9 protein-coding genes and 1 tRNA gene are annotated in these 13,201 nt (G+C 67.1%); 6 read left to right on the top strand and 4 right to left on the bottom strand.

What is annotated here, in order from left to right:
• Window positions 1–2: 2 nt before the first annotated feature.
• From ACYU98_RS07580 to ACYU98_RS07565, 4 genes are all read left to right on the top strand, one after another.
• Window positions 3–3,371, top strand: a complete 3,369-nt coding sequence (locus tag ACYU98_RS07580) for a transglutaminase family protein (protein ID WP_460467599.1) — start codon at window positions 3–5, stop codon at window positions 3,369–3,371.
• A 9-nt stretch (window positions 3,372–3,380) separates the two neighbouring features.
• Window positions 3,381–5,918, top strand: coding sequence for a circularly permuted type 2 ATP-grasp protein (locus ACYU98_RS07575; RefSeq protein WP_460467598.1), 2,538 nt, complete (start codon window positions 3,381–3,383; stop codon window positions 5,916–5,918).
• Window positions 5,915–6,856 (top strand): transglutaminase family protein, encoded by a 942-nt coding sequence (locus tag ACYU98_RS07570; protein WP_460467597.1) that lies wholly within the window; start codon window positions 5,915–5,917, stop codon window positions 6,854–6,856. The genes ACYU98_RS07575 and ACYU98_RS07570 overlap by 4 nt, the downstream gene beginning before the upstream one ends.
• Before the next feature lie 114 nt (window positions 6,857–6,970).
• Window positions 6,971–7,059: transfer RNA gene (locus ACYU98_RS07565), tRNA-Leu, on the top strand.
• A gap of 111 nt (window positions 7,060–7,170) precedes the next feature.
• Here the strand turns inward: ACYU98_RS07565 and ACYU98_RS07560 are convergent.
• The 4 genes from ACYU98_RS07560 to ACYU98_RS07545 form a co-directional block, all read right to left on the bottom strand.
• Entirely contained in the window at window positions 7,171–9,399 is a 2,229-nt protein-coding gene (locus ACYU98_RS07560) for a heavy metal translocating P-type ATPase (protein WP_460467596.1), read from the bottom strand.
• Entirely contained in the window at window positions 9,399–9,608 is a 210-nt protein-coding gene (locus ACYU98_RS07555; protein WP_460467595.1) for a heavy-metal-associated domain-containing protein, read from the bottom strand. Before ACYU98_RS07555 ends, ACYU98_RS07560 begins: the two co-directional genes overlap by 1 nt.
• Window positions 9,609–9,684: 76 nt before the next feature.
• A complete protein-coding gene (locus tag ACYU98_RS07550; RefSeq protein ID WP_460467594.1) occupies window positions 9,685–10,362 on the bottom strand; it encodes a LuxR C-terminal-related transcriptional regulator in 678 nt (225 codons plus the stop codon).
• Window positions 10,359–11,561 carry an ATP-binding protein gene (locus ACYU98_RS07545; protein ID WP_460467593.1) on the bottom strand — a complete coding sequence of 401 codons (1,203 nt, stop codon included), beginning with the start codon at window positions 11,559–11,561 and terminating at the stop codon, window positions 10,359–10,361. The genes ACYU98_RS07550 and ACYU98_RS07545 overlap by 4 nt, the downstream gene beginning before the upstream one ends.
• Window positions 11,562–11,685: 124 nt before the next feature.
• Here ACYU98_RS07545 and ACYU98_RS07540 point away from each other — a divergent pair, with 124 nt between their 5' ends.
• Entirely contained in the window at window positions 11,686–12,933 is a 1,248-nt protein-coding gene (locus tag ACYU98_RS07540; protein ID WP_460467592.1) for a PspC domain-containing protein, read from the top strand.
• Window positions 12,930–13,193, top strand: coding sequence for a hypothetical protein (locus ACYU98_RS07535; protein ID WP_460467591.1), 264 nt, complete (start codon window positions 12,930–12,932; stop codon window positions 13,191–13,193). Before ACYU98_RS07540 ends, ACYU98_RS07535 begins: the two co-directional genes overlap by 4 nt.
• The last annotated feature ends 8 nt before the right edge of the window (window positions 13,194–13,201 follow it).

The raw sequence follows: 13,201 nt of genomic DNA, 5'->3' as shown, positions 1-13,201 counted from the left end.
GGGTGACGATCCGGGTAGCGCTCCACCACCGCACGACGTACACCTTCGACGAGGCCGTAACGGTCCACCCGCACACCGTGCGATTGCGGCCGGCGCCGCACAGCCGTACGCCCATCACCGCCTATTCGTTGACGGTGTCGCCGCGCAACCACTTCATCAACTGGCAGCAGGACCCGTTCGGCAACTATCTGGCCCGACTGGTGTTCCCCGAGCGGGTGAAGGAACTCGAGATCACGGTCGACCTGGTGGCTGACATGACGGTCATCAACCCGTTCGACTTCTTCGTCGAGGAGTATGCCGAGCACTACCCGTTCAGCTACCCCGATGAACTGGCGGCCGACCTCGAGCCCTACCTGCGTCCGGTCGACGACACAGCCGGCGAGGGCCCGTCCCAGCAGGTTCGCGACTGGGTTGCCTCCGTCGCGCCGAACCCGCAGGACAAACCCCGGATCGTTGACTTCCTGGTCGCCATGAATGCCGCCGTGGTCGGCGCCGTCGACTACTCCGTACGCATGGAGCCCGGCGTGCAGAGCCCGCAACACACGCTGCAGGTCGGCATCGGCTCCTGTCGCGACAGCGCCTGGCTGTTGGTCAGCGCGATGCGACAGCTCGGGCTGGCGGCTCGGTTCGTGTCGGGCTACCTGGTGCAACTGACCGCGGACGTTGCCGCCCTCGACGGCCCCGACGGTCCCTCGGCCGACTTCACCGACCTGCACGCCTGGGCCGAGGTGTTCATCCCCGGTGCCGGCTGGATCGGACTTGACGCCACCTCCGGCCTGTTCGCCGGTGAAGGCCACATCCCGCTGTCGGCGACCCCGCACCCCTCCGGCTCGGCGCCGATCTCCGGCGCCACCGGACCGGTCAACGTGTCGTTCGACTTCGAGAACTCGGTCACGCGCGTCTTCGAGGACCCGCGGGTGACCAAGCCCTACGCCGAAAAGCAGTGGGAGCGAGTCAGCGAGCTCGGCCGCCACGTCGACTCGCTGCTCGACGCGAACGACGTTCGGCTGACCATGGGTGGCGAGCCGACCTTCGTCAGCAGAGACGACTCTGCATCGGCGCAGTGGGAGACCGCAGCCGACGGCCCAGAGAAGCGCGCGTTGGCAATGACATTGGCCGCTCGACTCAAGGATCAATACGCCCCGAACGGTCTGACGCACCACGGTCAAGGCAAGTGGTATCCGGGAGAACCGTTGCCACGCTGGCAGATTGGACTCTTCTGGCGGACCGACGGCGAATCCCTCTGGAAGGACCAGTCGTTGCTGGACGACCCGTGGGGCGAGGCGCGGATGCCGGCCGACCCGCAGGAGTGCGCGACCGCTCTGCGCGATTTGGCCAAGGCAGCAGCGGTCCGACTCGGTCTGCCCGACGAGGTGGTCCGACCGGCCTATGAGGACCCGATCAATACCTGGCACAACGACATCCGGCAGCCGGCCGGGCCGCGCCCTGACCAAGACCTCGCACCGGGGGAGACCCCGGTCGAGCGGGAGCTGCCGGCGTATCCGACCGGCTGGGTGCTGCCGATTTTCCCCGACCCCGACGGCGACGGGTGGGCCACCGCGGTCTGGCGCACCCGCCGCGAGCAGCTCTACCTCACCGCCGGCACCTCACCGATGGGGCTGCGGCTGCCACTGGGCTCGATCGCATGGAACGACGCCCCCTTCATTCCCGACCCGTCGCCGTTCACCGCCCTCGGTCAGCTGCCGCCGCCCTCGGCCCAGCCCACTGCGGTTCCCGCGGCGAGCGTGCACGACATCGAGGACGCCCCGCGTACGGCGTTGACCCTTGAGGTTCGCGACGGTCACGCCTTTGTCTTCCTTCCACCGCTGACCGACACCGACGACGCGCTGCGACTGCTGGCCGCCGTCGAAGGTGCGGCGGCGCAGGTTGGTTTGCCGGTGGTGCTGGAGGGCTACGCACCGCCGCGCGATCCGCGCATCACCTCCCTGTCAGTGACTCCCGACCCGGGTGTCATCGAGGTCAACGTGCAGCCGACCTCGTCGTGGGATGAGCTGGAAACCCTGACAACCACACTGTTCGAACACGCCCGCCAGGCCCGCTTGTCGACGGAGAAATTCGACGTCGACGGCACCCACACCGGCACCGGTGGCGGCAACCACCTCACCCTCGGCGGAGTCACCCCGGCGCAGTCGCCGCTGCTGCGCCGACCCGACCTGCTGCGCAGCCTGATCACGTTCTGGCAGCACCACCCCGCGCTTTCCTATGTCTTCTCCGGTCGCTTCATCGGTCCGACCAGTCAGTCGCCGCGAGTCGACGAGGGGCGCCACGAGACGCTGTACGAGCTGGAGATCGCGTTTGCCGAGCTCGATCGAGTCACGCGTGAGGCCGAGGGCGCGCCGCGACCGTGGCTGGTCGACCGGCTGCTGCGGCACCTGCTGACTGACATCACCGGCAACACCCATCGCTCCGAGTTCTGCATCGACAAGCTCTACGACCCCGGCACCGACCGCGGGCGGCTCGGCATCCTGGAGCTGCGCGGATTCGAGATGCCACCGCACGCCCGGATGGCGTTGGTGCAGGCACTGCTGGTGCGGGCCCTGGTCGCCCGGTTCTGGACCGAGCCGTACACCGGGCAGCTGGTGCGTTGGGGATCCCGGCTGCACGACCGCTTCCTGTTGCCGGCCTTTGCCGCGGCTGATCTGCGCGACGTGGTGGCCGACCTGAACCGCTTCCTGGGTGAAGACCACCCGTTCGAGGCGACGTGGCTGGACCCGTTCCTGGAGTTCCGTTTCCCGCGCCTGGGGGAGACCGACGTCGCCGGAGTCCACCTCGAACTACGCCAGGCCGTCGAGCCGTGGAATGTGCTCGGTGAGGAAGTCAGCCAGAACGGCACCGCCCGCTATGTCGACTCCTCGCTGGAGAAGGTCCAGGTGGCGGCAACCGGCTTGGTGCCGGGCCGACACGTGGTGACCTGCAACGGAATTCCGGTACCGATGGTGCCGATTGCGGGCAGTGGCTGGGGCGCCGGATCGCCCGGCACCGCCGGAACCCCGGACACCGCGGTCGGTGGCGTGCGCTATCGCGCCTGGGCGCCGCCGTCGGCGCTGCACCCAACGATCGGCGTGCACTCACCGCTGGTGTTCGACCTCGTCGACCGGTGGAACGGCCTGTCGCTCGGTGGCTTCACCTACCACGTGACCCACCCCGGCGGCCGGTCCTACGACACCCGCCCGGTCAACGCCGCCGAAGCGGAGTCGCGGCGCAACAGCCGGTTCGAGGCTTTCGGCCACAGTGGCGGCGCAGTCGACATGTCGGCGTGGCCGGAATGCGAGACGCTTGTCCGCCACGGTGGCGGGGAACACCCCGCGACACTCGACCTGCGTCGGTTCTCGCCGGGCAATCCCTCTTAGGGTGGGCGCATGAGCGCGCAATCGCAGGAGGACTCCACCGTCCTGCGTGACTACGCCGAGCGCGTACACGCCCTGTCGCTGCAACTGCCCGAAGCGGTGACACGCAACGGATCGGTCGACGAATGGCTGACCAACGATGGCCCTGTCGGCAACGGGGCAGTCATTGAGGTCGCCGAACAGCTCGGCTTAGCCGGTTTGCTGTCTCGCCGCGGATCGACGGCCCGTCACGTTCGCGGTGATGGACTGACCTACGGGGCTGGGTCGGCCCGCAACTGGACCCTCGACCCACTGCCAGTGGTCCTGTCTGGTGACGAGTGGGGTTCGCTGGAAACGGGACTCGCGCAGCGCGCCGAACTGTTGGACCTCGTCCTGACGGACCTCTATGGCGAGCGGCGGCTCATTGCCGACGGCATCATCCCCGCTGCTGCGGTTCTCGGCCACGACGGATTCCTGCCTGCAGTCGACGGCGTACGGCTGCCGGGCGCCCGACAGCTCGTAATGGCCAGCGTCGATCTGGCTCGGTCGGCAGAAGGCACGTGGACGGTGCTCGCCGATCGCACCCAGGCACCCTCCGGCGCCGGCTACGCGATGGCCGACCGGCGCATCGTCGGTCGCTCGATGTCGCGGCTTTATCGCAACACGTCGATCGCGCGGTTGCGTGGCTTCTTCGACCAGATGAGTGACGCGCTCTACGACGCGGCCCCGGTGGGCGTAGCCCACCCGCACATCGCGGTGTTTTCGCCAGGACCGGACAGCGAAACCGCGTTCGACCAGGCGTTCCTCGCCAGCCTGTTGGGCCTGCCGTTGGTGCAGGCCGAAGACCTCACCATGCGCGACGGCAAGGTGTGGCGGCGTACGACGCATCGCCCGCAACAGATCGATGTGTTGGTGCGCCGGGTGGATGCGGCGTTCTCCGATCCGTTGGACCTGCGTGGCAACTCCCGGCTCGGCGTTCCCGGACTGACCGAGGCATGCCGGCGCGGCACGATCAGCGTGGTCAACCCCCTGGGTTGTGGGGTGCTCGAGAACCCGGCTTTGGTGCCCTATCTGCCGGCTGCGGCGCGGGCGTTGCTCGGGCAGGACCTGAGATTGCCCGACCCGCAGACCTGGTGGTTCGGCGATCACGACGCAGCCCGAGAGGCGTACGACCGGTTGAACACCCTGGTCATCAAGCCGATCAGCCGCGCCACCGGCGATGTCGCGACGTACGGCTGGGAGCTCGACGACGACCAGCTGGCCACGTTGAAAGCCCAGATCGAGGCCGAACCCTGGCGCTGGGCAGCCCAGGAGCAGGTTGCGATGTCGACCGCCCCGGTGATCGGCAACGACGGCCTTGAACCGCGCCGGTTCGTCCTGCGCGCGTTCGGGGTCGGCGACCACGATGGCTATCGCTTCCTGCCCGGGGGGCTGGGTCGAGTCTCAGCCGACGGGGCGAGCTGGACCGTCTCGAACCAGCGCGGGGGAGTGTCCAAGGACGTCTGGGTGTTGGCGGGCAACGAGTCGACTGGCCGAACCGACAGCCGCTTCCGTACGCCGGAGACCCTGCTGCTGCCGGGCTTCGACACCCGAATTGCGCTGGCGCCACGTGTCGCCGACGACCTGTTCTGGTGGGGCCGATACACCGAGCGAGCCGAGAGCACGGCCCGCCTGCTGTCGGTTGTCGATGATCTGGTCGCCGACAACCTTGGTCGCACCGGTTCGCCGGGCCACGCAACGATGGAAGCCATGGTTGACAGCCTCGGGCTGCTCACCGGCGTCCCCGACGAGGGCGCACCCATCATCGACCACCTGCGCCGCCTGCTGGTCGACCCCGATACCCCTGGCACCATCGCCTACAACGTGCACAGCATCACCCGCACTTCGTACGCCGTGCGCGAGTTGCTCTCCACGGACACGTGGCTGCTGCTGAGCCGGTTGGAGACCGCGCTCGGCAACGCCGGCAACGACGAGCCACTCAACGACGTCCTTGCCCAGTTGCTTGAATCGCTGCTCGGCTTGGCGGGAGTGGCCGGCGAAAACACCGTGCGCGACGAGGTCTGGACGTTCATGGACCTCGGGCGACGGATCGAGCGGTCACTGCAGCTGACGTCGTTGCTGCGCTCGGCAACCGGCGCCGAGCGTTCACCGGTGATCGACGGGGAGATCACCGCGGCCACCCTGCGCGCCGTCGATTCGGCGATCACCTTCCGTCGGCGCCTAGCCAGCGGGAACGGTCCCGCCTCGCCGTTCGGCGGGATGCTGCAGTTGTTGCTGCGCGACCCGATCAACCCGCGTTCGTTGGAGTTCCAGCTGGGCCGGATGCGCGAGCTCGTCGACCCGCTCGGCGATCCCGCGGTGTCCGCTGCAGTCGTCGGCTTGCAGAGCCGACTGGTCTCGGTGAGACCGGAAGATCTGGCGGCCGGCTCCCGCCTGCAATTGTCGACGTGGTGCGCCCAGGTCATCGACGACCTGCGAGCGTTGAGCGACCTGATCGCGGACACCTACTTCGTACGACCGGCGCCGACCAGTCGGATCTCCTACGGCCACCAGATCGGGGTACGGCAGTGAACGTGGACCTGCACGCCACCCACCGCTACGAAGTTCGCCACTCGACGGTCTATACGTACGAGGACTACGTCACGGCGTCGTACGGTCGTGCCTGTCTGCGGCCGCGCTCGACGCCGCAGCAGAAGGTGCTGTCGAACGTGATCGAGGTAGCGCCTCGCGCCGACCTGATGACCGAACACACAGACTTCTTCGGCAACTACAGCCACTACTTGGAGATCCGCAACCGACACACCGTGTTGTCGGTCCACAAGACCAGTCGAGTCGAGATCACCTGGCCCCAGGTCGACGTCGACGCGCTGAACCGGTGGACCATCGGTCAGGCGCGTGACGAACTGGCGCGCGCAGCCGCCGGCCGAGACACCGAACACGCGACGTATCTCTTCCCCTCGACCCTCGTTGCGCTCACGCCAACGGTCCAGGCGTACGCCCGGGAACACCTGCCGGACAACCGGCCGTTGGGTAACGCGCTCCAGCACGTCTACGAACTGATCTACGCCGACTTCAACTATCAGAAGGGTGCCACCTCCAACGCGACCACCCTGGATGAGGTGCTGACGAGCAAAGAGGGTGTCTGCCAAGACTTTGCCCACCTCGCAGTCGGCATGGCCCGTGTCGTCGGACTGCCGTCGCGTTACGTCAGCGGTTACATCGAGACGGTGCCTCCGGCCGGCAAGCAGAAGTTGGCCGGGTCGGATGCCACTCACGCCTGGACCTCTATCCGCACCCCGTTGGGATGGGTCGACCTTGACCCGACGAACAACCACTTTGCCGACAGCCGTTACATCGTCACGGCCTGGGGGCGGGACTTCCGCGACGTGTCGCCGTTCAAGGGTGTGATCTTCACCGAGAGTGCGGGCAGCTCGCTGAAGGTCGGCGTCGATGTTCTGCCGCTGTCGGACCGCGGGATCCCGCTCATGGAGCCGTTGCCGGTGGTGTGAGCAAGGCGGTTGGCCGGGTGGCTGAGCGGACCGCGCCGATGTGGGGGATCGGCGGCCTTCGTGCTAGTGTTTCCGGCTGTTGGCCACACCAAAAAGTGCGGTCGATACCACCTCGTCCGGGTGGCGGAATAGGCAGACGCGCTAGCTTGAGGTGCTAGTCCTCGTATTAGAGGGTGGGGGTTCAAGTCCCCCCTCGGACACCAGATAGACCGCAGGTTCCCCTGCGGATTCATGCCAGAGCCCCGACCTATCAGGTCGGGGCTCTCGCCGTTTCCGGAGCCGTCAGATCGCGGAAACTAAGCGGCGACATCGGATTAACCCCTGAAGCTGCTGCGGAATCCGCGCAGTCGCAGGCTGTTGGCCACCACAAAGACGCTCGAGAACGCCATGGCAGCGCCGGCAAGCATCGGGTTCAGCAGGCCCAGAGCCGCGATCGGGATGGCCGCCACGTTGTAGCCAAATGCCCAGAACAGGTTGCCCTTGATGGTGCCGAGCGTTCTGCGCGACAGCCGGATGGCGTCGACGGCGGCGCGTAGGTCGCCTCGTACCAGGGTGATGTCTGACGCCTCGATCGCCACGTCTGTGCCGGTGCCCATCGCCAGACCCAGATCAGCCGTGGCCAACGCGGGCGCGTCGTTCACTCCATCGCCAACCATTGCCACGACGCGGCCTTCACGCTGCAGCCGGGCGACGACGTCGACCTTGTCCTGGGGGAGCACCTCCGCGAACACCTCATCGATGCCGACTTCGGCCGCGATCTGCGCGGCGACAGCCTTGTTGTCACCGGTCAGCAGGACCGGGGTCAGACCCAGGTCCCGCAGTCCGCGGATCGCTTGGGCACTCGTCGGCTTCACGGTGTCCGCCACCACGAGGACGCCACGGGCCTGCCCGTCCCAGCCGACGGCGACAACCGTCTTGCCCTCTTGCTCGGCGTGCTGCTTGAGCATGGCGACCTCGGCGCTGAGGTGCTGCGACCATTCGGCCAACAGGGATTCGCGGCCCACAACCACCGCGTGGCCGCCGACGACGCCCTGCACGCCCTTACCCTCGAGGTTCGTGAAGTCCTCGGGGATAGCTAACGCGCCGACCTCCTGGTTCGCGCCCAGCGCGATAGCTCGCGCAATCGGATGCTCGGAGGCGTTCTCCAGAGCGCCGGCGAGACGCAGGATCTCCTGGCGCTCGACGCTGTCCTCAGCGATCACGTCGACCAGCGTCATCCGTCCGGTGGTGACGGTCCCGGTCTTGTCGAGCACCACGGTGTCGACCTTCCGGGTGGATTCCAACACCTCGGGACCCTTGATCAGGATGCCCAACTGGGCGCCTCGGCCGGTGCCGACAAGCAGCGCGGTCGGAGTGGCCAGACCCAGGGCGCAGGGGCAGGCGATGACCAGCACAGCGACCGCCGCGGTAAAGGCGGTCGAAGCCGCGGCACCAGTGACGAACCAGGCGATCAGCACACCCACCGCGATCGCGATGACAGCTGGGACGAAGACACCAGAGATTCGGTCGGCAAGGCGCTGCACCTCGGCTTTGCCGGTCTGCGCCTCCTCGACGAGGGTGGCCATCCGCGCGAGCTGGGTGTCGGCGCCGACCCGAGTGGCGCGTACGACCAGTCGTCCGCCGGCATTCACCGTCGCACCGGTGACGGCGTCGCCCACCGTGACTTCGACCGGCACTGACTCGCCGGTGACCATTGACGCATCGACCGCGGAGGAACCGTGGACCACGACGCCATCGGTGGCGATCTTCTCCCCAGGCCGGACAACGAACTCATCACCGACGAGCAGGTCGTCGATCGCGATCCTCGTCTCGACGCCGTCGCGCACGACCGCGACCTCTTTGGCGCCCAGTTCGAGCAGTGCCTGCAGGGCGGCGCCCGCCTGACGTTTGGACTTCTTCTCGAAGAAGCGGCCCGCCAACAGGAACATGGTGACGCCCGCGGCCACCTCGAAATAGATGTTCGCCGCGCCATCGGTCCGAGCGAGCGTCAGTTCGAAGTGATGTTTCATCCCGAGCTCGCCAGCGGTGCCGAAAACGAGCGCGTAGAGCGACCACGCGAAAGCGGCGCCCGTTCCCATGGACACCAAGGTGTCCATGGTGGCTGCGCCGTGGCGCAGGTTGGTCCAGGTCGCCTTGTGGAACGGCCAGGCGGCCCAGCCGATCACGGGTGTGGCCAGAACGAGAGAGACCCACTGCCATCCGGTGAACTGGAACGCTGGGACCATCGCCATCGCGATGATCGGCACCGACAGGATCACCGACCCGACCAATCGCCTGCGCAGAGAGTCGAGTTCGTGGTCGGCGTCGCCGTGCGGTTCAGCCGTGGGGAGCGTCGCGGAGTAGCCGGCTTTGGCGACCTCGAAGATCAGCAGCTGCGGGTCGTAGTTCGGGGGAATCGTGACCTTCGCCTTCTCGGTGGCGTAGTTCACGGTCGCCGCGACGCCGTCGAGCTTGTTCAGCTTCCGCTCGATCCGATTCGCGCAGGAGGCGCAGGTCATTCCACCGAGTTCCAACTCGATCTCGGCGTTCGGCGCGAGGTCCATCACACTCGCACCGCTGCGTACCCCGCCTCGTCGACGGCGGAGAGGACGGCGGCATCGTCAATCTCATCTGTCGCGCTGACGACCAGTCGGCCGCTGCGATGGCTGACCTGGATGTCCTGGACACCGGCGATCTCGCCAACTTCCTCACGCACCGACATCTCGCAGTGCTCGCAGGTCATACCGGTCACGTTGTATTCGTGCGTTGCCATTCGCATCCTCCTGGAAAAGGTTCACCCCGACGGGGTCTCTACACGATCCAACGTATACCCCCTCCAGGTATTCCGGTTACAGCAGTCGGCGAGACATTGCCCACGACGTCAGCTCGTGGCGGGAGGAGAGTTGCAGCTTGCGCAGCACAGCGGAGACGTGGGTCTCGACCGTCTTGATCGAAATGAATAGTTCCTTGGCAACTTCTTTGTACTGATACCCCCGCGCGATCAAGCGCATCACCTCTCGCTCGCGAGCGCTCAGTCGGTCCAGCTCCTCATCCACCTCAGCGACCTCTCCCGCCGCAGCACCAAACGCATCTAGGACAAAACCAGCCAGGCGGGGCGAGAACACCGCATCCCCTTCAGCGACCCGCTCGATCGCCCGAACGAGGTCATCGGGGGAAATCGTCTTGGTGACGTATCCCCTTGCACCAGAACGGATCACTGCGATGACATCGTCAGCCGCATCGGAGACCGACAGAGCCAGGAAGCGTACGGGCCCGCCGTCTTCGGTCGTCAGGCCGGCGCAGCCGGAGACGACATCCGAGCCACCGTTGCCCGACCCACCGGGCAGGTGAACGTCCAGCAGCACGACATCGGGCCGGGTCGATCGCACGACGACGATCGCAGCATCGACATCCGCGGCCTCGCCGACCACATCGATGCTCTCGTCGAGTTCGGCTTTCACCCCCGACCGGAACATTCGGTGGTCGTCGACCAAGACCACCCGGGTCGCAGCGGTGGGTGTCGTCATGACTGGTTCTCCGGGGCGGTGAGGATCGGCAGTTTCAAGGTGACCTCTGTTCCATCGTCGCGGCGGCGCAGGGTGGCTGTTCCACCATGCCGCTCCATCCGTCCGATGATCGACTCGCGCACGCCCCGTCGATCCTCCGACACTGCGTCGAGGTCAAACCCGGCGCCGTGGTCACGAACGAACGCCTCGACCTCACGGACGCCGACCTCGAGGTAGGCAGAAATAGGGGGCGCAGCGTGGCGCACCGCATTCGCGAGTGCCTCGCCCAGGGCTCGTACGAGGGCAGCTCCGTCGTCGTCGAGCGGCCGGTCACCGGTCACGACCAGATCGATCGGAACACCGTGGAGGTCCTCGATCTCGTGGGCTGCCGCAGTGACCGCCGAAGCCAGAGTTGCCGCGGACGGTGCGGTGTCGGCGTACAGCCATTGGCGCAACTCCCGCTCCTGGGCCCGCGCGAGGCGCTGCACCGCAACCGGGTCGTCGGCCCGGCGCTGCACCAAGGCGAGGGTTTGCAGGACCGAGTCGTGCAGGTGGGCGGCGATGTCGGCCTTCTCGGTGGCTCGAATGCGAGCGGTCTGTTCCTGGCGGAAGGTGTCCCAGGCGCGGATGACGAACGGTGCGACCAGCAGCGCCCCGCCCACCAAGACGACCAAAGTCGCCGACGCAACATCTCGGATACCAGCCAGTCCGCGCCCCTGCGATGCCACAAGGGCCAGTCCGCCGAGCACCAGGACGGCGCCAATGCCGATGCGCAGCAACGACTCACGGCGGGTGAGGTCTCGACTGGCGAGCCACTGTTCGCGACGCGACCGGTCGAGCAGCGACCAGGAAAGGAGCAGACCTACCGCGACGGCGATCAACGGCAAAACGATCCGGGGAGCAAGGTTGGCGCCCACGAAGACGCTCGATATGACGGCTGCCAACACCACGAGGCCACCGACCACCAGGGCCGACCGCGGAACCTTGCCGGTGGTGGTCGTTGAAGCCTCGAAATCTCCTTCGCGCATGGTGAGCCAGAGAAATCCGTAGACGATCCAGCCGACGCCGAAGAGGCCCGTGACGGCGAAGAAGACGCGGACACCGCCCACGGGAAGGCCGAGGTGGTGAGCGACACCGCCGGCGACACCGCCGAGATAGCGTCCGTGCAACTGGCGCAGCAACGGCGGGCGTTCCGGGATCGCATCGACGGGGACGGTCATGACTCCATCTTCGCCCACCGTGCCCAGGCGCGTGGTCGACGACGGCGGCGGTCAGGGGTCGGTCAGGGATCGCTCAGGGTCGACCCTGATGGCGGGGCATGCGTTCCTCGACCACAGTGGAGACATGACCCAGCAGACACTTCCCCCGCAACAGGATTCGCCTGGTGACGCCGCCCATGACAATCCCTTCGACCGGATCCTCGGTGCACTGCGCGACCCTGGTTTGCCCCGGCGCGCAGACGACAAGTGGATCGGTGGTGTGTGCGCCGGCATCGCCCAGCGGCTCGGCGTCGATCCGCTCATCGTGCGCGCCGGATTCATCGTCCTGGGACTGGTGTTCGGCGCCGGCCTGAGCCTCTATCTCGTCGCTTGGTTGTTGCTGCCCGACCGTGACGACACGATCCTGTTGGAGCGAGCCGCTCGTCATGGTGAGGGTGGCCCGATCGCCTTGCTGATCGCGACCATTGTCGTCACCACGAGTGGATTCGGCTGGTTGTGGAACGGCGGCTGGGGTGGAACTCCCTTGATTCCAATGGCGGTCATCGCGGTCTGCGTTTGGGCCTACGTCTCCACCCGGACCGGTCAACCCGCCGGGGTTCCCTCATTCGGTGGCACAAGCGAAGGCCGTGAGCGCACCGAGCCGATGCCGGCTGGGGGAGCGACGGCGTACAAACCCACGCTGGCAACCACCGTGCGGAACCTCACGCAACCCAGTCCACCCCGACCACGCCGCCGCCCACTCGGTGCAGCGCTCTCCTGGGCCCTGCTCGGGCTTGCTGCCGCGGTGGGTGGGATCACCGCGCTGGTCCTGCAACAGACGTCGCATCAGGATGTCGCCGCCCGCGTCGGCATCGCCGCCGCGCTCGGGGTGGTCGGTGCTGGTGTTCTCGCGGCCGGAATCACCGGCCGTAAAGCCGGCGGTGTCAGCTTCGTCGGCTGGCTGCTTGCGTTCGTCACGGCGGTGCTGGTCATGCTGCCGCACGACCTGACGCTCAACGGTGCCTCCGGGCGCGAAACGTGGACCCCGGCGGCAGCCACCAGCCAGCCGTACGAACTGTCGGCCGGCGATGGCCGGTTGGACCTGACGCGGGTGACGGCACCAACCGGACAGGTCACCGTTCCGGCCAAGGTCTCCTTCGGCCACCTCACCGTGGTCGTCCCGGCTGGCGTTCCGGTCGAGATTCGCGGCCATGTCGACTTCGGCTCCATCGATGTCGACAGCGCCATTGAGAAGGAGATCGGTTGGAGTTCACGCAGTGGCGGCCACGACTTGAACCGAACCGTACGTCTGGGCGATCAGCCCGCCACGCTCGTGGTCGATGCCCGGGTGGGCTTCGGCGCAATCACCATCGAAAGGAAGTCGGCACGATGAGCACAGCTGTGAACTCCACACCGTTCGAGGTCGAGGAGAAGACCCCTGCCGAACCGGCGTCGCGTTGGATCCCCGGCCCGTCGCCCTTCACCGTCGCGGCCGGCCTGATCTTCCTCATGACCGCCATACTGGCTGCGATCGTCGACACCCAGAACTGGGAACCGGACTGGTCGATCGTCGGCCCGAGCGCCATCGTCGCGATTGGGTTGCTGCTCGCCGCCGCCGGAGTCATGTCAGCCTTCAAGCGATCGAAGGACTGACCGTGCTG

It is taken from the genome of Calidifontibacter terrae (assembly GCF_054778835.1).
Note: the sequence above shows the minus strand (reverse complement) of the source record. Positions and strands in the feature narration are given on the sequence as shown.

What these genes read in the sequence shown, in the direction of transcription:
- ACYU98_RS07535 (WP_460467591.1), top strand. Translation starts at nt 12,930, where the DNA reads ATGAGCACAGCTGTGAACTCCACACCGTTCGAGGTCGAGGAGAAGACC.
- ACYU98_RS07555 (WP_460467595.1), bottom strand. Translation starts at nt 9,608, where the DNA reads ATGGCAACGCACGAATACAACGTGACCGGTATGACCTGCGAGCACTGC.
- ACYU98_RS07540 (WP_460467592.1), top strand. Translation starts at nt 11,686, where the DNA reads ATGACCCAGCAGACACTTCCCCCGCAACAGGATTCGCCTGGTGACGCC.
- ACYU98_RS07550 (WP_460467594.1), bottom strand. Translation starts at nt 10,362, where the DNA reads ATGACGACACCCACCGCTGCGACCCGGGTGGTCTTGGTCGACGACCAC.
- ACYU98_RS07545 (WP_460467593.1), bottom strand. Translation starts at nt 11,561, where the DNA reads ATGACCGTCCCCGTCGATGCGATCCCGGAACGCCCGCCGTTGCTGCGC.
- ACYU98_RS07560 (WP_460467596.1), bottom strand. Translation starts at nt 9,399, where the DNA reads ATGGACCTCGCGCCGAACGCCGAGATCGAGTTGGAACTCGGTGGAATG.
- ACYU98_RS07575 (WP_460467598.1), top strand. Translation starts at nt 3,381, where the DNA reads ATGAGCGCGCAATCGCAGGAGGACTCCACCGTCCTGCGTGACTACGCC.